Source organism: Nonlabens tegetincola (assembly GCF_002954355.1).
Taxonomy (GTDB): Bacteria; Bacteroidota; Bacteroidia; order Flavobacteriales; family Flavobacteriaceae; genus Nonlabens; species Nonlabens tegetincola.
This window is the reverse complement of the sequence record NZ_MQVV01000016.1, coordinates 413829-433878: the sequence shown is the minus strand read 5'-3', so window position 1 is coordinate 433878 and position 20050 is coordinate 413829. Positions and strand designations below refer to the sequence as shown.

Below are 20050 nucleotides of genomic sequence, written 5' to 3'. Positions count from 1 at the left end.
AATTAGTACCACCTACGAGTAAATAGCCCTATAAAAGTGTTAACATCTAGCGTTACTATGAACCTTATTTTCTCATCATAATTAGGTTGCGCGATCTCCCATCCATTATTGTTGTACACAGGAAAATACAACTCAAAATAATCTTGCAATAGGTTTAATCTAATCCCAGTGTCATATACAAATCTTGCGCTTGTACCCTTGTTTTTAACAGCTCCTACATCACCATAAACAAATATGTATTTCCATATACTGTACGATGAATTTAGGGTGGTAATCCACTGGTTTGCAAATGCTGGATCCAATTGAGCTTTGAATCCACCTTCGGCAAGAATTAATTGTTGCGAGAATAGACCGTCATCTTCAGATCTACCATAATAGTTATAATCAAAAAGATAATCCGTAGGTCTATCTAGGGCAAAGGAGAAAAAATCATCATTGGATCTTGTATCGTTATATAGAAAAGTTCCCATGAATACTCTAAAATTGAGCTGTCTATTATCCTTATAGAGTCTGCGCCAGTCTAATCTGAAACTTGCTTTTGAAAAACGTTCACTAATCTCGGTGCCAAAACTATAACTAAAAGATCTTCTAAGGTTACGGTCTGATTGATTGAAACTCAATGCAAAAACATTATAATCAGGATCTTCTTCAAGAGATTCATCATTGCGATCTCGTTGAACAAATACGTTTCTAAAATTAAGGCTTTGTCTTTTATTACTACGCAAGTCTTTAGGTCTGTAATTAAAACTTAACCACGCGCTTCCTCGTCTATAAAGTAAATCTGGAGCATAAGAAAATTGATTGGCACTTAGTCCGTATCTCATAGAAAAAAGGCTGTTGTTTCTATCTTGAAATGGATGCTCATAGCTTAATCCTATCGATCCCACTAATTTGCCTGAGTTTGTCCCGTAGGCAGGTTTAATGCTATATCTAAAAGGTTTTGACAGTAAATTACCATTGTAAAATCTAGAACCTATAGCCAATCCATCGTATATATTAAATGTAATATCTGGCATCAAGAAAACTTGAGATTTTTCAGGGTCTTCAATGTCCTTGAATAGCCTAAATTCCAAGGGCCTATTAAATGCAGGAAATGGTTTTAGAGTTTTATAGTTATCTCTTGGGTTAAATTCAGGAATTATTTCCTCATAGTTAAGTACAATTCTATTGGCGGCACCTAATTTCTTGTTTTGTATCGCTTTTCGCGAAAGCGTAATAGAAGTATCACCTATAAATCCATTAATCCATTCTTTATAAACAATACTATCATTTTTGAGTGCGTAGATAGGAATAGGGATAGGATAAACGCTCTTATTCTTAATCGTTACAATTACTGAATCTTTGTATTTCTCTATGTTCCTTATTTTCCAATCTAGCCTTTCGTGACGAGTTATAAAGTAATTAAAAAACCAATCAATTTCTTTATCTGTTTGTTCGTTCAAATATTTTTGAAAATCCCGACTATTTTGTGAATTTGACGGTGATTGACTATAGAGCTTTTTAATCGAATTTTCAACGGCATTATTACCTAGATAGTCGTCAAGATATGCTAGTCCGATTGCAGCTTTAAAAGGAATGGCGAGTTGTTGATTGTATTTCAATAAACTATCAGCAGGAGTATTGGGTGCTTGATCTAGATTAAGTCTTTTTGTATTCAAGTATAAAAAGGCATACCTGTCATTAAACCTTAGTTGTGAAACATTGAATCCTCGTATTCCCCAAAAATCACTTAGTTTACCACCAATTTTTAAATCTGGGTAATATTGTTCCTGGTATTTCATTATGGTATGGATTATTATACCTTGTTTTAACCAGTATTCATCTCTATTGTGAGTACTTATTCCTTGTTCTACCCATTTACGAGTAAGTGCTTTGAGCATTTTTATTTCATAGGTAAAACCTGCTGGAAATGGGTTAATAAAACTAGGTAAAGAGCTTAAGCCATACACAGGATTTTCTTTGTAAAATTTATCTGAGATGAAGAGTTCCCTATTTGGAGATTTACCTACATGATCATTTAAAAAACTAGCTATTCTATCTATAAAAACCACTTTCATTTCAGTGGGAACACTTTCATCATCAATATCAGTGGTTAAATCTACTTGATTAGTGCTATAACGTTTAAAACCGTCGGTTGATTCTAGGAAGTATAACCTAGCACTAGAGCTTGTTAAACCTTCAAATAGATAGCTGTTACGATTTTCCTGCTCAACTTGGGTAATCATTTTTAATGAAGATATAGCCTTGAGACGAGAAGGAACATGAACTGAAATGCTCATCTGGGTAGGTGCGCCATAAAAATCATTTAAATCTTTATGAGAATAAAACTGCCATTCTCCATTTACAAATGGCGCAGGATGCAGGTACCAATATTTGAGTAGATATTCGTTATCGCTACTCTTTCCATAGCCAGTAAAATCATCAAGCGGAATTTTTACCTTGTAAGTTATGTTTACACTGCGTGAAGTTTGTGGTGTGATGGGCTCCAATAATTCTAAAATAACAACGTCTGGATTAGATTTTGGTCTGCTTACAAAATAGTTTTCAGTATTTAGACTAGAAATATCTGAAAAGCCTTTATCCTCATCAGATGAAAATTCAAACCGATTTTTAAAATCCTCAGCTAGTCTTATAGCTAAAGGAGTCTGTAAGTTACTGAAGGCATTAGCCCAATCTAATAAATACACTTTATCCCAAGAGATATCACTTGTATTATCGAAAGTTATTTCTTGTTCAATGGTCAATTCCCTAGCATCATCATCAAGCTTAACCACAAGGTTAGTTTGATGCTGCGACCAGCCATAAATGGACAATAGTAAAGTGAGAAATACAAGAAATCTTGTTTTCAAAGGTGCTTTTTTAGAGTTTACTTTCAAATATGATGTTTAAATATTAAAAAATCATCACAAAAATCACCTATTTCTAAGTTGATTTTTGTGATGATTACAAAAGTGCTTAGTCTAAGATACTAGAAATTAGGACTCAAGCTGTATTTTGCGTAGAAGTCATTGATAATACTCACTGCTTCTTCACTAGTATCGACTAAATGAATCAAATTCAAATCTTCTGGAGAAATCGTATGAAATTTCTTGTCAAGAGTTTCTTTTACCCAATCCAATAATCCACTCCAAAATTCGGTACCAACTAAAATGATTGGGAATTTTGCAATCTTATGAGTTTGAATAAGTGTAATAGCTTCAAATAATTCATCAAGGGTACCAAATCCACCTGGCATAACCACAAAACCTTGTGAATATTTGACAAACATTACCTTACGGGCAAAAAAGTAATCAAAATCAAGGCTTTTATCATGATCGATATAAGGATTGTCATGTTGTTCAAACGGCAAGTCGATATTAAGACCAACAGATGTTCCTCCTGATAAATGAGCGCCTTTATTTCCTGCTTCCATTATTCCAGGACCACCACCGGTAATTACACCATAACCATTTTCAACGATACGTTGTGCAATTTCAGTTGCTAGTTTATAGTACTTATTATCAGGTTTTAATCGAGCACTTCCAAAAATAGAAACACATGGCCCTATACGGCTCATACGCTCATAACCCATTACAAATTCAGATAAGATTTTAAAGGTTGCCCAACTATCATTTGTTTTTAAATCATTCCAACCTTTTTCATTTATTTCTCTGCGCATGTTCTATTATTTATTACAAAACAAACATAATCACAACTATTCACATAATTGTTAATACATGTTTATATAATAGGTTATTTAAAAAAATAAGTCTTTTTATCTTCACGTTTCAAAGTAAATGAAGTGGATCTTTTAGAAAAGTACTTACCTAAATTAACCGTAGCACCTATACATGCCTTATTAAAGGAATTTAAGGTTCAATTAAAAATTGTTCATGAAAGAAAAACTAGGCATGGAGATTATCGTCGTGATGCGAGTGGATTGCATCATATCACTATAAATAGTAATTTAAATAAGTATCGATTTTTAATAACACTTGTACACGAGCTAGCCCATCTAGTTGCTTTTCAAAAATATGGACGAAATATCCAACCACATGGAGTAGAGTGGAAGCACACATTTCAAAAAATGATGATACCTTTTTTAAGGCCCGATATTTATCCAAGTGATCTTTTACCAGTGGTAGTCAAGCATTTTAAAAACCCCAGAGCTAGCAGTGATACAGATGCATTGATGAGTATTGCGTTGCGTCGTTATGATCCCGAGACCGATAAAAATTATATATTTGAATTACCGTATGGCAGTAGGTTTGTTGCAAGTAATGGCAAATTATACCAGCTAGGTAAAAGACTGCGCAAAAGATATGAATGTCTTGAGCTCGATTCAGGTAAAATGTATGTTTTTCAACCCAATGCTCAAGTAACCTTAATGAAGACAAATGAGTAAGAACAGGTACGCCGTTATTATGGCCGGTGGAGTAGGATCCCGATTTTGGCCAGTAAGCAAACAAAAATTTCCTAAACAATTCCACGACATGCTGGGAATTGGTAAGTCTTTGTTACAAATGACTTATGATAGATTATGCACTACTATTCCTGTAGACAATATTTTAGTTTTAACCAATGCAGACTATGTAGAATTGGTTAAAAAACAGTTACCGCTCATGCAGGATACACATATCGTGGCAGAGCCTGCTATGCGTAATACTGCACCATGTATTTTACTAGCAGCTCTCAAAATTCAAAAAATGAATCCCGATGCTACAATGATCGTGGCTCCTAGTGATCATTATATTGAAGAAGAACATTTATTTAATGAGAATTTAGAAACGGCTTTTGATCACTGCTCACAAAATCATCATGACCTAATGACATTGGGAATCACTCCTACATCGCCTAATACAGGTTATGGTTATATTGAATTTGAACCTTCATCTAATCAAGTAAAAAAGGTAAAGCAGTTTAGAGAAAAGCCTAATCTTGAAACAGCTAAAGAATTTTTGGCAAAAGGTACTTTTTTATGGAATGCCGGTATTTTTATCTGGCACGTTGATGGTGTCGTTTCCGCTTTCGCGAAAGCGCAACCTGCATTAACCACATTATTTAAAAACGGTTATGAGGTTTACAACACAACCCATGAAAACGAATGGTTAGAAGAAAACTATCAAAAAGCTGAAAATATATCAGTTGATTATGCGATACTAGAGAAAAGTAATCACGTAAACGTGATTCCTGCACATTTCAGTTGGAATGATTTAGGGACATGGGGTTCGTTATATGACAAACTCGAGAAAAACAGCGACAATAATGCTATAGTTAATTCTAGTGTAACCGCTATAAATTCAAGTAACAACATCATAAAAACTGATACTAATAAAAAGGTAATCATTCAAGGACTGGAAAACTATATAGTTGTTGACGAGGATGATGTACTCATGATAATACCAAAAACAGCTGAGCAGGAGATTAAACAAATCCGCCAAAGTGCAATTAATAAATACGGAGACGAAATAGGATAATGGAGCAAAATAATCCAACACAACCTAGTGACAAACTCGAGGAAAATCAACAAAAGATTTCTGGGATTTGGGATAATGTAAAGGCTTTTTTAAATGAATTGCTAGACATACGAGAAGATAGTGATCGTAGTGAGACAGTTGAATCTGTGCGCAAGGATATTTCCTTTCAAGGACACAACGCATGGATTTTGATTTTCTCTATCATGGTAGCTTCTATCGGATTAAATGTAGGGTCTACCGCAGTTGTTATTGGAGCCATGTTAATCTCACCACTTATGGGACCTATTGTAGGAATGGGATTGGGTACAGCGATTAATGATGAAAAAATGTTACGTCGTTCCTTAATCAATCTCATGGTAATGATGGGATTGTCTCTTATTACGGCAACCATCTATTTTAAAATTTCGCCTTTTGTTGAGTTTAATGATGAACTTAAGAATAGGACATTCCCTACTTTTCTAGATGTGCTTATAGCCATATTTGGTGGACTGGCGTTAATTGTTGCAAAATCTAAAAAAGGTACTATGTCAAATGCTATCGCAGGTGTTGCAATTGCCACAGCCTTAATGCCACCATTGTGTACGGCAGGATACGGAATTGCGATGTGGGATATAAGTATTTTTGGAGGCGCCATATATTTATTCTCTATCAATGCGGTTTTTATAGCATTATCGACATTTGTAGTCTGTAAGTTGCTTAATTTTCCAATGGTTAAATATGCTAATCAAGCAAAAAGAAAGCGTATTTCACGTATTGCTACTGCAGTTGGGATCATAGTTCTGTTACCATCGGTTTTCTTTTTTTATCAATTGTATCAAGACCAGCTTAACAAACAAGCCAGATTAGAATTTGTAGAATCCCTAAACTACAAGGGATCTATTTTTACACCTATTTGGAACGAGGAAAAGAAGGAGCTCATAATGAGCGTAGTTGGTAAAGAAGTTCCAGAAGAGAAAATTAAAGAATGGGAAGATCAATTCTACCAAATGGAGGATCTTGAAGAATGTACCGTGACCTTTGTTCAAGGTAGCCGTACAATCATAGATTCACAGAATGAAGATCTTGCCAAAATTCAAGAGGAACGTATTGAAGATTTTAAACTTATACGAGATAAAGATTCTCGCATTGAGGCGCTTGAAAATCAATTGAGATTAGTTAGTAATAAATTTAAGGATAAAGATATCTTACTAGATGAATTGGGGTATTTATATCCTCAAATAGGTAGCATGGGACTAGCTATGAATCATACTAGAGATTACGCAACAAAAAAAATGGACAGTACCGAGGTGATTACGATTTCTTTCAAAGATTCACTGCTAGATGAGGAGAATAAAAAAGTAATCAAAGAGAACATCTATAATTGGTTAAAATATCGATTGAAGAGTGAGCGTGTTCAGGTAAATGAAGTGAAATATCAAGCTATGGATTCATTAAGTCAGTAATATGACTTAAGAAGATTAGTATATTAATAAAATAAAAAATCCGTTTTGCGACTGTGCAAAACGGATTTTTTTTATGGAACTCAGTTACTAATTAATCTCTAGTTAACTTCTTATACTTTATACGTTTAGGAGTTACATCACCTAGACGCTTTTTCTTGTTTTCTTCATATTCGGTAAAACTACCTTCAAAACTGTAAACTTGTGAGTCTCCTTCAAATGCGATTATGTGTGTACACACACGATCAAGGAACCATCTATCGTGAGAAATAATTACGGCACAACCAGCAAAGTTTTCAAGACCTTCTTCAAGCGCTCTTAATGTATTTACATCTAGATCATTGGTAGGCTCATCCAGTAAAAGGACGTTACCTTCTTCTTTTAGGGTCATAGCTAGGTGTAAACGGTTGCGCTCACCACCAGACAGCGTTGAAACTTTTTTATTCTGCTCTGATCCAGAGAAATTAAATCTACTTAAATAAGCTCTAGAATTTACCATACGACCACCCATCATTATCTGGTCTTGACCATCGGCAAAGTTTTCCCAAATACTTTTTTCAGGGTCTATATCGCTATGACTTTGATCTACGTAGGCAAGTTTTACCGTATCTCCTACATTAAATGTACCGCTATCAGGTTGTTCTTGTCCCATTATCATTTTGAAAATGGTGGTTTTTCCAGCACCATTTGGTCCTATAATTCCCACAATTCCGTTTTGCGGTAAAGTAAAATTAAGGTCTTCATATAATAACTTATCTCCAAAGGCCTTGCTCACGTGTGATGCTTCAATCACATTAGTTCCTAGACGTGGTCCATTTGGTATATAAATTTCAAGACGTTCTTCCTTTTGTTTTACATCTTCATTCAACAATTTGTCATAGTTATTTAAACGCGCTTTTTGTTTCGCTTGTCTACCTTTTGCACCTTGACGAACCCAGTCTAGTTCTCGCTGTAGTGTTTTACGACGCTTAGACTCTTGCTTTTCTTCTTTGGCAAGTCGTTCACTTTTTTGATCTAACCAGCTAGAATAGTTTCCTTTCCAAGGAATACCTTCACCACGATCCAATTCAAGAATCCATCCAGCCACGTTATCAAGGAAATATCTATCGTGAGTTACCGCTATAACGGTACCTTTATACTGTGCTAGGTGTTGTTCTAGCCACAAAACAGATTCTGCATCGAGGTGGTTGGTAGGCTCATCCAGTAATAAAATTTCTGGCTCTTGTAATAGCAACCTACATAATGCAACACGACGACGTTCACCACCAGACAGGTTTTTAATTTGAGCGTCACCAGGTGGCGTGCGCAGTGCATCCATTGCGATTTCTAGTTTGGTATCCAGATCCCATGCATTGAGTGCATCTATTTTATCTTGAAGCACAGCCTGTCGATCCATTAATTTTTGCATTTTATCGGCGTCTTCATAGACTTCTGGTAGTCCAAATTGATCGTTAATGGAATTGTATTCCTCAAGAACAGCAACAGTTTCTGCAGCTCCTTCTCTTACAATGTCCATAACTGTTTTATCATCGTCTAGTTGAGGTTCTTGTTCTAGATACCCTACGTTGTAACCGTCTAGAAAATGAATATTACCTTGGTAATCTTGCTCAACTCCTGCAATAATTTTAAGTAAGGTAGATTTACCAGAACCATTAAGACCTAGGATACCAATTTTGGCACCGTAGAAAAAACTTAAATGAATATTCTTTAGTACTTGTTTACCAGTACTTCTGTAGGTCTTAGAAAGACCTTGCATGGAAAAAATTACTTGTTTATCGTCACTCATGGGATGATGTTTTTGTCTTTAAAATTGTAAATAATTGTTGTAGAGATTGTTCTAGGTATCGCTTTCGCGAAAGCGTAATAACCTCACCACCTTTTAATTTTATAAGCAGCCCTTTTTCTTCAAGAGATACTTTTTGTAACTGGTTAAAGCTAAAACCGTTTGTTTTTCTACCTAGTAACTGTAAAGTTATTCCTTTTCGGTTGTATGAAATGAAATGTGTACTGCGAAAAGAGTTCATGTTTATATAAAAAAACAGGGCTATCCCTATTCCTATACCCAAGTACGCTACGTATTCTTCTAAACTTGTGAACAGTAAAAGCACACCAGCAACTATAAGAATTATTCCTATAGAGGTGAAAGCGACATACTTTCTAGCAGTTTGATCTTGAAATACGATACGATGCTTCAATTTAAACGCGACCTTTTAAAGCATTGAAAACCCATGCAATAGCAAAAAATCCCACTCCTACTGCTGCAAATCCATAACCAGCTACCTCACTGTACTTAAATGCTCCTAGTGCGATGAGCCCTAATCCAATAATGATCATGATTAAAGTAGCCCATCCTAATACTCCGTTTTTGTTTAATGCCATAATCAAATTTAAAGTACAAAGATAAGTTTCATCTAGCGATAATAATAAAGTAAGACGTCTGTAGTAAAATAAAATAATACGTAAAACCACCATTTGCTGTTTGAATTTAGTGGTTGTTTTAAAAAATAGTCATAATACATGGAGTTTTTAGGGCTGCTTACTATCACTATATCTTAAATCAATACTTACAATGATCAATACTCCTGTCGTATAACATAAAATATCATACCAGGAAAAGCTAGTGCCTATTATGATTCTAGCTAGGTGATACTTCTCTAAATTTAAAATAGAAATAATGTTTATGTATTGTAGTATTTCTACCAGGTAACAAAATGTCAAACTAATTATAGCTGTCGATCTTGCAGACCATGAAAAGAAAATTTTGAACAAACAATAAATAAAAATAGCCACAATAACATCGCCCATATACGGCCGAATAAAAGAATCATTTATAAAGCGTTCAATGATTACCATTATAGCAAATGAACAAATAGCAAGAATAATGTGAATTTTATTTTGCATAGTTACTGTACATGATAAGACTTATACTAAGAAGTACCATATAGGCGACCAATTGGGATAGCAACGCTATGTTATGTGTAAGCGAACTTATAGTATCGATAATGTCGATGAATAATTCATAAGGTGAAGTAAGTAAATCCCAACTATTAAATCTTAATTCTCTACCTAAATAAATACCCAGCGAGCAAAGTACGATTAAAGTGATAGTGATTACAGGAAATAGTAAAGGATGGCAATCCCATTCTCTTTTAATCAATGCATTAACCTCAAACAATCCATTACAAAATATGACAAGACCACACCATCCAAACAAACCATAATTCACAATATCATAATGTAACCACATATCCTGCGAGTTAGAAATATGAATCATATCTGTAACCATATAAGGCGCATTGGGTAGAAATAATAACCATACCATTAAAAACCCTACAACAATAGCTCGTTTAGTATATGTAGAAGTCGTTGAGGATTTTGGAGTAGGAAAGTAGAGTTCGCTTTCGCGAAAGCGTGATTTATCATCATTAATCCTATAAAAAATAGAATTGGTCTGTAACCAAAAAACCATTTGGATAAATGTGCTTTTTTGAAAGGTTGTGGTGATCCTTATGATAAGTAAAGGAATAATGGCTAGAAATAAATTCCATACCATAAACAAACCATAGAAACTCGTGGTTACCTTAATACGAACCATGAGCATAAACAAACTTAAAATACTAAGAACTAGAATTAATTTACTAGAATATTTATGCATAGCTGATGATAATTTGGGCATACCAGTAGGCGATAGGTATGTTAATTAATAGGCTATAGATAGCAATTATTCCTAACTGACAATTTCTTTTATTAATCATAATTGTAATGACAGTAATGAGTAATGCTATCAAAGAAATAATTACGCTAAAAATGACGTACAAGTATCCCAAAATATAGATGTAATAATGCGGAAACATCAATCCACAAAGAAATATTATGGTACCCAAGACAAGACAAGACCATCCTACCCGAATCACCAACCATAATTTGGGAACAGTTTTTAGTTTAGTAAGTGTCATGATTTTCTAATTGAAGGTCCAGATAGGTTTTACTTTGCCAGTCTTTTTTAGTTGATTTTTCACTTATTTTAGGCGAATACACTTCCTTTATTATTTGTTTTTTGATAGATGGATTTTCCTCAAGAATAAGCGCGTTTCCAGGATATAGTTCATAGAACAATTCAGTATCAATATGATTGTTTTTTATATTGTAAGAAGTCATTATTGCGTCCCAATTTACCCAACTATACATTACTAAGAGTAGAGTAGCGATATAGGAATTGCGTCGCAGTAAATAGGTAAAGGTAAGTTTGTGCTTGATTTTAAGGTATACTGTAATTATCCCAATAACACATAAGAATAAGTAGATCATCACTCCTAATCTTTTAGGAGTGAGTCCAAAATTAATTATGTAGGTATAATTTTTAATACATACGCTACCGATTAGGATAAGATTTAAAACTAACCATGAATAAGCTATTTTGCGCAGTGATTGATTTTTCTTGAAAAAATTAAGCTGTCCCCTGAAAAAATAAACGATGATTATTAGGGCCAAAATAATACTAGCTATACTGGTATAGACTCCTTGATGAACAGCATTAGATAGGGATGTAGCAGGTTGATAAGTTATTTGAGTAATAAATACAAATTCTGTAATTAAGAAGAAAATCAATAGAACGTTAAGCGCTATTAAGGAATAAGTTCCTATTTTATTTTGCTCTTTGCATAATGAAAGGTCTAAATGCGAAGGAAATAGCAGCTCATTTTTAGAATTCTCATCAAATTTGACTAACTCCTCAACAGGTTGACCCATAGAAATGTTCGCTGTGAGTAAAGAGCCTAAAAATGCTGTAAAAATCCATAAACCATTGAGAAATGAAAAATCGATATTATCCAATATATTTTGCATGACAGGATTTGAGTTGGCATACAGCAAGAGAAATACTATTAGGAGAAAAGTTGGGATGCCAAAGTACTTTAAGTATTGTAGGAAGCTAGTACTAGATTTCTCCTTAATTTGAGTTGTTTGTGGCTTTTCAAAAAAGCGATGTAATGAACCGAATAGTATATTGAAAATTCCATTTATCCACTTGATGTAAATACTCGATTGGTAATAAACAACAGCTCCTATGGTTTGTATACCCATTAGGCAGTACATAAAATTATTAAGTTTATTACTGTGCCAACTAACTGCTATGGCAGTTCCTAGCCACAAGCAAGCACTAACTAGTACAGGTTTTTTAAGGAGAACAAATTTTTGTTGAAGTACCAGAATAATTAATATAAATACGGTGTAAAAAACAGTATTTAATCCCATTCCTTGCGAATAAAATAGGTAAGCGAAGACGATACCACCTAATATTGATAAAATTGATTTCATGATGCTATAATTTATAAGTTGTTTTAACTGGTTTTAATTGTGAAATCGGAATGTGTAATAGATCCCGATAATTTTTGTGATAAACCGGCAATGATTCCCGACCATTTTTCAAAGCAGTCTTAAATAAGGAGTAGGAGTCTGGATAAAATAGAATACCAGCTAATAAAGCAATAGGTATGTAGTAACTGCGCTTGCCGTTACCGAATAACCAAAATTGCATCGCAATTTCATTAGAAGTGTCTATATCATATCCTGTGATTAGATGGAAGATGTCATGATCTTCACATTTAGGCTGTGGTGTAAAATCATGTTTGAGTAAAAAGCATCCCAAATGAAATCCCAGTGTGGTATAATGATATTGCAGCAGTTCTTTTACAGATATATCCCACGGTGATGCAGGTTTAATCGCGATATAAATCTGACTAGATATTCTAAATAGAGACGAAATTAAGACTTCTCTAATGGTTTTTAAAGTACTTTGAATTTCAAAGTAAATAGGTAAAAAAAATAGTTTATTCATAATTAGCCATTTTTAATTAATTTTTCTAACGCATTAATATGAGAGGTAAAGGCTTCTTTACCGTGCTGAGTTATAATGTATTTGGTATTTGGTTTTCTACCTATAAAAGATTTCTCAACTCTTATATATTTTTCTTTTTCTAAAGCTTTGGTATGACTAGCTAGATTACCATCGGTAACTCCTAACTCTTCTTTAAGTTGTTTAAAATCTGCAGCATCGTTAACTATTAGAATAGACATGATTCCTAATCTTATTCTATGATCAAATGCTTTATTTAACTTGTCAATGATACTCACTGGTTATTGCTTGTCGTATTTAATATACATAATACTTCCATATAAGATATGGCAAATTCCAAAACCAGCCACCCAAAAATAGAGGCCATATCCAATGAACACTAAGTTCAATAAACCCAAAATAGCGCAAGTAAGACCTAAATACTTAACTGTCCCTAGTGTGAAATGAGATGCATTCATGCAGGCTAGTCCATAAAAGATAAGCATGCACGGTGCAACTAATCCTATAAATCCATAGTACAGCATGATTAATGTAAACAAACCACCTATACTTAATGGAGCTAAAAAATTAAGAACCAATCTTATAGATTGTTTCGTCCATATTTTTTGGTTATACTTTTTAGCTTTTGCTTTAGTTAGGAAAAAAGCAGTTATTACAGCAAGAACAAGTACTACGATTGCTACAAGAATGATTTGAACACTCGTATTTTGATTAAAAGGTGTGGATATCATTCTGTCGAATGAATCGGTGTAGCCATTGATTTGAGCTCTTTGTAAAATAAAAAAACCGATTATTCCACCGATAATGGCATAAAAGCCTGCTAGTATGCCGCTCAATCCTGAAAGCGATATGAATCGTGTGGACCGATTCATGATGTTTTTAATTTCGGCGATGTCTTGTAGATACTTTTCTTTTGTCATTTTAAAAGAACTTTGAAATACAAAGTAAAACTAATTATTTAATTCTACAAAGTTTTAGAATCAAAAAGCCTGAATTATTTCAGGACTTTTTTACATTATTTAATTTAATCTTGATCATTTTGATAACCATCAGGCCTCTTCCACCTCACAGGATCGGCAGGATCTTTTTTGAATATAAATTCTTCTTTAGGTAATAATTTTAAAGCTTCCTTTACTGCCTTTTCCAACTGTGGATCTTTGCCTTTTACAGTTTCTTTAGGTTCTTGTATCACTTCTATATCCGGCGATACACCTACTCCTTCAACAGCCCAATTCCCTTGCAAATCGTAAAATCCACCTCTTGGAGCAACCATTCTTCCTCCATCTATAAAGTTAGGAGTGTCCCATGTACCTACTAGTCCACCCCAAGTCCTTGTACCTACCAATGGACCTAACTGAGCTTTCTTAAACATATATGGTAGTAAATCTCCTCCAGATCCAGCTCTTTCATTTATGATCATCACTTTAGGTCCAAAAATTCCTGCCATAGGCGTGGTCCAAGGTTTTCTATCTCCTGCTTTACTATTAAAAAAACCGAATGGTTTTCTTTTCAAAATATCGATTATATAATCTGCAGCGCTACCACCACCATTATTTCTTTCATCAATAATGACCCCTTTTTTATCTTGTTGACTGAAGTAATATCTGTTGAAGGATACAAATCCAGCTTGTGAGGTATTAGGCACGTAAACGTAAGCTAATTGACCATTGGACATTTCATCGACTTTGCGTCTATTGTTTTCAATCCAATTTTCTGAACGTAATCCTCTTTCTGATTGAATAGGTTTAATCATTAGTTTTCTTGATGTCTTACCACTTGCTTCCTTTGATACTGTAATTTGTATTTCACGGTTAGCTGTTTGTTCAAATAATTTATAAATGTTAGAATCTGGTGATACTTTAACACCATTTACCTCAATGATGTAATCTCCTTCTTGAATATTTAAACCTGGGATTGATAAAGGGGCAACAAGATTTGGGTTGTAAGCTCCAGTTGAATAAATTTTGGAAATTTGATAACCATTTTTTTTCAACGTAATATCCGCACCTAAAAGGCCTGTAGGAACTCGATTAACATCAGGCAGGTCACCGCCTGAAACATAGCTGTGACCTATTGCTACTTCACCGCTTATTATATCAATGATATAGTTCAAGTCTGTTCTATGTTGGGCATGTTTTACCCATGGTGAGTACCACTCATAAATTTCATCCCATGGAGCTCCATGAATATTGTCGACATAAAGAAAATCCCTCATATATCTCCATCCTTCTTTAAATATTTGTTGAAACTCTTTTTGAGGTTCTACAAGCATTTTAAGATTCGTTTTTATTTTATCATCATTCTTTACAGTCTTTGAATTTGTTGAAGTGCTTTTCCAGGTATTCTGTGAATAGAGTAAGATTTGATTACCATGGATTGATGTTTTAATTTTTGAAACATCATCAATAAACAGATCAAATTTCTCTTTAGGAATATTATATTTTATTAATTCACCTTTATTTTTCCCTACTTTACGATCACTTTTTCGTAAAATAAAAAGCTCATTTTCAGGTCCGGCAAACATCTCAACATACTGTTCTGTTGGTAATTTTAAACTCACCATTCTTTCAAATATTCCATTTTGATTTATGACTACATTCTTTGCTTCATTTGCATTATTGGAATCATTATCTTTTTCTTGAGAAGCAGATTTCTCTATACTTTCATCACTACTTATAGTCACAGGAGCTTTATCTGTTTTATTTAAAACAACAGCATAAAGATTGCGTGAAGTTTTTGGGTCATAATTACTCATGTCTAACCAACCTGATTCAAGTCCATAATCTGTACTTGCAAGTGTATAGACGTATTTACCGTTTTTATCCCATACAGGACTTATACAATCAGCCAATGGATGGGTTATTTGAAATGTATTTTTATTTTCTATGTTGTGTACTTGAATAGATTTAAAATGACTTTCCTGTTGTTTTGAGTAAGCCACCCATTTACTATCGGGTGACCAGGTAGGATTCATCGTTCGGTTGGGGTGAGCATAGGTATCAGTATCTGCAATATAGCTTTTAGAGGTTTCTAAATTAGTTATCCAGAGATTGTAGTGAGTATCTGTAAAAGCGATGTATTTACCATCAGGAGACCAAGCAGGCTTAAAAAAGAAAGTGCTTTGTGGGATTGAAATCTCTTGTTCTACTTCTCCAAAAATATCAGTAATGTACAGCTTGTATTCACCTGTGCGATCGCTAAAATATGCTATTTTATCTCCTATTGGAGACCAAATTGGATTCCTATCTGCAGAAGATGAATTTTTTGAAATATTTCTCCATGAGCCATTTTCTTTAGGGACAGTAAAAATCTCACCTCTATGTTCAAACAACACCCGTTTACCATTAGAGGAAATATCAGCATTTTGTAAATCTTTGTCCTTTATCTCACTCCAGTGCGGTCGGTAATCATTGATATCGGCCTGTACGTTAATAACAATTTGTTTTGTATCACCATTTATAGGATTGAGAAGTTTCAAAAAGCCAGCGTGTTCATAAATAATTTGATTCTTATCTGCATCAAGACTTTTTACATCAAATTTTTTATGAAAGGTAATTTGTTTTTCTTCTTTTGTATGAATATTGAATGACCAAATATTGGAAGTGTAATCCCGTTCCGAAAGATAGTAAACGGTATCATCTATCCATACTGGATCCAAATGCCTTTCTTGATCTTTTTGTGGCGTTGTTTGTAATTCAAAATTTGAGAGGTTAACAATCCATAAGGGCATGGCTTGTCCACCGCGATAGTTGCGCCATTCTGGATCCCAGCTAGTAATTGGAGTATAAGCAACATACTTTCCATTAGGCGAGATTTCTCCGTAACTAGCTCGTGTTAAGGGCATTTCTTTTGGAAATGCATCATTGATTCCTATGGTGTAAAACTTATTAAGTCTAGTAGGAGTTCCTGATCTACCACTTCTAAAAATAATCTCTCCATCAGGAGTCCAGCCTTGTACAAAATCTCCTTCAGGATGGTAGGTTAAACGTTTAGGTGAACCTCCATTCGTGGGAATCACATACACATCTATATTTCCGTCATATTGTCCCGTGAATGCTATATGTTTACCATCTGGAGAAAAATGCGGAGCACTTTCATAGCCTTCATGTGAAGTTAATCTAATAGCTTGACTACCATCGGTACTTGATAACCACAAGTCGTTAGCATAAACAAAAGCAACTTTATTTTCATGAATAGTTGGCTGTCTAAGCAACCTACTACCTTGAGCAAAAATTAAAATAGGGAAGAAAAGGAAGAAAATAGTTTTCATAATTTTATTTTAGTCAGAGCTTAAATTTACGAAATTACGCTTTCGCGAAAGCGTAATAACCACTAAATTAACCACATGAATCCGGCAGAAGATTATATCTACAAAGCTCCAGAACCTTTCAATCATATTATGATGGACTTACACGTATTGATAAGTTCAAATTTCCCAGATGCCGTTCTAAAATATAAATGGAGTTTACCTTTTTATTACCTAAAGGGAAATATCATGTTTTGTTATATAAATTTTAGAAGGAAATATGTGGACCTAGGACTCGCATATGGAAGTGAATTATCCAATAAACACAATAAATTGGTTGCTGGTGAAGGGCGTAAGCGTATGAGGTCGTTGAGGTATTTTTCTATAGACGATATGGACAATAAAGTGTTGTTAGAAACCTTGATAGAATTACAAAATCTTAGACTGAATAGATAACTTATTAAATAGACAGTTATACATGAAGAGGTCTAAAATTTTATTGATCACCGCCGTTATTTCTCTAGTCGTAGCATTTTATTTTTATCGGGATTACAGCAATTTTTCATCAATTAAACCAACTAACGTTCATTTTGAAAATCGTATTGAAAAATATAGTATTCAAGGAATCGATGTATCACATCATCAAGGAGTAATTGAATGGGATAAGGTGACCTATCCTAATCCAGAAAGAAGCTTACAATTTGTTTTTATAAGGGCAACTGTAGGAGTGGAAAAAGATAAAAGGTTCAAAAGAAATTGGGAAGAATCACAAGTCTTAGACATAAATCGTGGTGCCTATCATTATTATTGGGCCAATGTTAACAGCACTCAACAAGCAAAAAATTTTATTAAAACGGTAGATTTAAAGAAAGGTGATTTACCACCTGTTCTTGATATTGAAGATGTCTCTAGCATACAATCAATAGAAAACCTGAGAAAAGGACTTAAAAATTGGATTTCTATTATTAAAAAACATTATGGAGTAGCTCCTATTCTTTATACAGGAGCTAGTTATTACAAGGATTATTTATCTAGCGATGATTATTTTAAAAATTATCCTAGGCTGTGGATTGCCAATTATAGCTATAGTGGTCAACCAGAAGGTGATTGGGATTTTTGGCAGTTTACTGATAAGCTTGCTGTTCCCGGTATAAAGCCTCTTGTTGATGGCAATGTTTATCGCCACGATGAGAACACATATAATAAACTATTAATTAATTAGGTTGGATAAATGGATTACTCCATTTTTCATCAGTATAGACTGAGTTGCCTGAAAGGGTTCTTAAAAAGTTGATGAGATCTTCCTTTTGTGTTTCAGTAAGTTGTAAATCTTGACCAACTGGTCCAGTTGGCCCTACAGAAGAGAACAATAAAGGGTCTAATAATTGTTGGTTTGCTATATCAATTTGATTGTAATGGTTGACGATCTCTAACAGCGTTGACAAAGAGGCGTCGTGCATTAAAGGACCATTTAAATTTCCCATAGGATCGGTGAGATCACGTAGGCTAGGAGATCTAGTATTATCATGATCATTTAAATTCGGATTGTTAAGCACTCCTATTACACCATTATTATGGATGTCATCTCTTATGGCAAACTCAGGACCTGCATGGCAACTCACACAACCTGCACCACCATTGACAGCTGGCGTATTAAACAGTCTTTTACCACGATTTTCAGATGGGGTAAAATTTGGAAATGGAGTATTGATATTTCCAGTTTGAACAAGACCTTCATCAAATTTTGAATCAAAAGACTGAATGCTTAAAACAAAATTAGCCAAAGACTCTTGAATGCCTTCTGTTGTTACTTGTTCATTGCCGTATACTTGTTTAAAGAGTACTGGATAATACTCTAAGGATTGTAGTTTTTGAACCAAAGACTCCAAAGTATTTGAGTCATTGGAACCGCTAAAACCCATCTCTATATGATCTTGAATAGGTTGTAATACTTGATCTTCTAGAGAACTAGCTCTTTCATCCCAAAAATAAGAAGTTCCTGGTCTATAACCGGCATTTACTAGCCGCATACTGTGCCTTGTAGTAATTCCATTAACACCTATACTTGCCATGTTAAGATCGCCAAAAGCATGAGACTGAATATGGCAACTTGCACAAGAAATAGAATTATCAATAGATAAGTTTTTATCGTAAAATAAAACTCTACCTAATTGCGCTTTTTCATTTTCAACATCATTTCCTGTATTTACGAATCTTATATAGTTAGGTACTTGCGTGTTTTGATAGGGTAGTGTTGTAGATAAACTGATGTTTGTAAAATGATTATTAAGGATCTCTTGCTCAGTTAAAATTACTTCATCATTGGATTCTTGACAACCTATAAAGATGGTACTCAAGACTAATAAACAAATCGAAACTATAAAATGACTTTTTCCCATTTTCAACTAACTTTTAAGTTTAGACTTAGATATCTAACAAAAGTTTAACAATTTAAAAGAGAAATAAAAAAAGCGCCTCAAAAAATGAGACGCTTTACTATTTTTTTGTGATAAATTATTAGTCAATAGCAGCAATTAAAACTCCATCTACAGTTTCCTTAGTTGTTTTTGCTTGTTCAGCGGCAACAGAACTATCTCCTGATCTTATGATGTTTAAAGTACCAATCTTAAAATTGTTAAGATCTACTTGAGCTCCGTTTAAGGCCTCTACCATTAAAGACTTTTCGTAATTAAATTTTGAGAAAGAAACTTGTGTATTTCCTTTAACAGAAAGTGCTTTTAAAGAGTTAGTGTAGATTCTAATTTTAAGAGGTTTGGCGCTTGTGCCATTTTGTCTAACGATCAGACTGTTGTTTTCACTTGATATCGTAAAGTTTTTAAGATCTTCTTCATTGAGATTAAACATAACCTTATCCGATGTAGAGTTTACGAATTCTACTTCAGCATCAGCGTGAATTTTTACACGTTTAAGATCATCTGTGTTTTTTACGGTTTGAGCGTTTGCAATTCCGGCTACCAGAATAACAAACAAAAAAAGTAACTTTTTCATAGCATTTTATTTTGTTGTTCTTATTAAAAGACATGCAAAGTTCCTT

General features: G+C 34.0%; 19 protein-coding genes. 5 read left to right on the top strand and 14 right to left on the bottom strand.

Annotation, left to right across the window (positions count from 1 at the left end):
- Window positions 1-2: 2 nt before the first annotated feature.
- Entirely contained in the window at window positions 3-2849 is a 2847-nt protein-coding gene (locus tag BST93_RS11435; RefSeq protein WP_105019294.1) for a gluzincin family metallopeptidase, read from the bottom strand.
- Between the two features lie 119 nt (window positions 2850-2968).
- Entirely contained in the window at window positions 2969-3658 is a 690-nt protein-coding gene (locus BST93_RS11430) for an LOG family protein (protein WP_042280361.1), read from the bottom strand.
- A 123-nt stretch (window positions 3659-3781) separates the two neighbouring features.
- Between BST93_RS11430 and BST93_RS11425 the strand changes: the two genes are divergently transcribed.
- The 3 genes from BST93_RS11425 to BST93_RS11415 are packed head-to-tail and all read left to right on the top strand — an operon-like array spanning window position 3782 to window position 6898.
- Window positions 3782-4384, top strand: coding sequence for a SprT-like domain-containing protein (locus tag BST93_RS11425; protein WP_042280358.1), 603 nt, complete (start codon window positions 3782-3784; stop codon window positions 4382-4384).
- Window positions 4377-5456 (top strand): mannose-1-phosphate guanylyltransferase, encoded by a 1080-nt coding sequence (locus tag BST93_RS11420; RefSeq protein ID WP_105019256.1) that lies wholly within the window; start codon window positions 4377-4379, stop codon window positions 5454-5456. The genes BST93_RS11425 and BST93_RS11420 overlap by 8 nt, the downstream gene beginning before the upstream one ends.
- Window positions 5456-6898: a DUF389 domain-containing protein gene (locus BST93_RS11415; RefSeq protein WP_105019255.1), complete on the top strand. Its 1443-nt coding sequence runs from the start codon at window positions 5456-5458 to the stop codon at window positions 6896-6898. The genes BST93_RS11420 and BST93_RS11415 overlap by 1 nt, the downstream gene beginning before the upstream one ends.
- A 91-nt stretch (window positions 6899-6989) precedes the next feature.
- On the opposite strand, the gene ettA is transcribed toward BST93_RS11415, so the two are convergent.
- The 10 genes from ettA to BST93_RS11365 all read right to left on the bottom strand — a co-directional run bounded on the left by ettA (window position 6990) and on the right by BST93_RS11365 (window position 17019).
- The gene (gene ettA, locus BST93_RS11410; protein WP_105019254.1) at window positions 6990-8681 is read right to left on the bottom strand and encodes an energy-dependent translational throttle protein EttA; all 1692 of its coding nucleotides are present in this window, start codon (window positions 8679-8681) and stop codon (window positions 6990-6992) included.
- Window positions 8674-9090 (bottom strand): hypothetical protein, encoded by a 417-nt coding sequence (locus tag BST93_RS11405; RefSeq protein ID WP_105019253.1) that lies wholly within the window; start codon window positions 9088-9090, stop codon window positions 8674-8676. The genes ettA and BST93_RS11405 overlap by 8 nt, the downstream gene beginning before the upstream one ends.
- 1 nt (window position 9091) lies before the next feature.
- Window positions 9092-9274 (bottom strand): CAL67264 family membrane protein, encoded by a 183-nt coding sequence (locus BST93_RS11400; protein ID WP_042280350.1) that lies wholly within the window; start codon window positions 9272-9274, stop codon window positions 9092-9094.
- Between the two features lie 147 nt (window positions 9275-9421).
- Complete coding sequence (locus tag BST93_RS14835) at window positions 9422-9748, bottom strand: ribosomal maturation YjgA family protein (RefSeq protein WP_373420741.1); 327 nt, start codon at window positions 9746-9748, stop codon at window positions 9422-9424.
- 37 nt (window positions 9749-9785) lie between these two features.
- Window positions 9786-10550, bottom strand: coding sequence for a DUF1361 domain-containing protein (locus tag BST93_RS11390; protein ID WP_181072619.1), 765 nt, complete (start codon window positions 10548-10550; stop codon window positions 9786-9788).
- Window positions 10551-10837: 287 nt separating this feature from the next.
- Window positions 10838-12211 (bottom strand): DUF4153 domain-containing protein, encoded by a 1374-nt coding sequence (locus BST93_RS11385; RefSeq protein WP_105019250.1) that lies wholly within the window; start codon window positions 12209-12211, stop codon window positions 10838-10840.
- Window positions 12212-12215: 4 nt separating this feature from the next.
- Window positions 12216-12731, bottom strand: coding sequence for a hypothetical protein (locus BST93_RS11380; RefSeq protein WP_105019249.1), 516 nt, complete (start codon window positions 12729-12731; stop codon window positions 12216-12218).
- Between the two features lie 2 nt (window positions 12732-12733).
- The gene (locus BST93_RS11375) at window positions 12734-13027 is read right to left on the bottom strand and encodes a winged helix-turn-helix domain-containing protein (RefSeq protein WP_082586966.1); all 294 of its coding nucleotides are present in this window, start codon (window positions 13025-13027) and stop codon (window positions 12734-12736) included.
- 3 nt (window positions 13028-13030) lie between these two features.
- A complete protein-coding gene (locus tag BST93_RS11370) occupies window positions 13031-13669 on the bottom strand; it encodes a hypothetical protein (RefSeq protein ID WP_105019248.1) in 639 nt (212 codons plus the stop codon).
- Between the two features lie 104 nt (window positions 13670-13773).
- Window positions 13774-17019 carry a S41 family peptidase gene (locus tag BST93_RS11365; protein WP_105019247.1) on the bottom strand — a complete coding sequence of 1082 codons (3246 nt, stop codon included), beginning with the start codon at window positions 17017-17019 and terminating at the stop codon, window positions 13774-13776.
- Between the two features lie 75 nt (window positions 17020-17094).
- Between BST93_RS11365 and BST93_RS11360 the strand changes: the two genes are divergently transcribed.
- Window positions 17095-17451 carry a DUF1801 domain-containing protein gene (locus BST93_RS11360; protein WP_105019246.1) on the top strand — a complete coding sequence of 119 codons (357 nt, stop codon included), beginning with the start codon at window positions 17095-17097 and terminating at the stop codon, window positions 17449-17451.
- A 22-nt stretch (window positions 17452-17473) separates the two neighbouring features.
- Window positions 17474-18217 (top strand): glycoside hydrolase family 25 protein, encoded by a 744-nt coding sequence (locus tag BST93_RS11355; protein WP_105019245.1) that lies wholly within the window; start codon window positions 17474-17476, stop codon window positions 18215-18217.
- Here BST93_RS11355 and BST93_RS11350 read toward each other — a convergent pair.
- Both BST93_RS11350 and BST93_RS11345 read right to left on the bottom strand, forming a co-directional pair.
- Window positions 18210-19394 carry a cytochrome-c peroxidase gene (locus BST93_RS11350; protein ID WP_105019293.1) on the bottom strand — a complete coding sequence of 395 codons (1185 nt, stop codon included), beginning with the start codon at window positions 19392-19394 and terminating at the stop codon, window positions 18210-18212. The two genes, BST93_RS11355 and BST93_RS11350, sit on opposite strands and share 8 nt — an antisense overlap.
- A gap of 118 nt (window positions 19395-19512) precedes the next feature.
- Complete coding sequence (locus tag BST93_RS11345; RefSeq protein ID WP_105019244.1) at window positions 19513-20004, bottom strand: GIN domain-containing protein; 492 nt, start codon at window positions 20002-20004, stop codon at window positions 19513-19515.
- Between the last annotated feature and the right edge of the window lie 46 nt (window positions 20005-20050).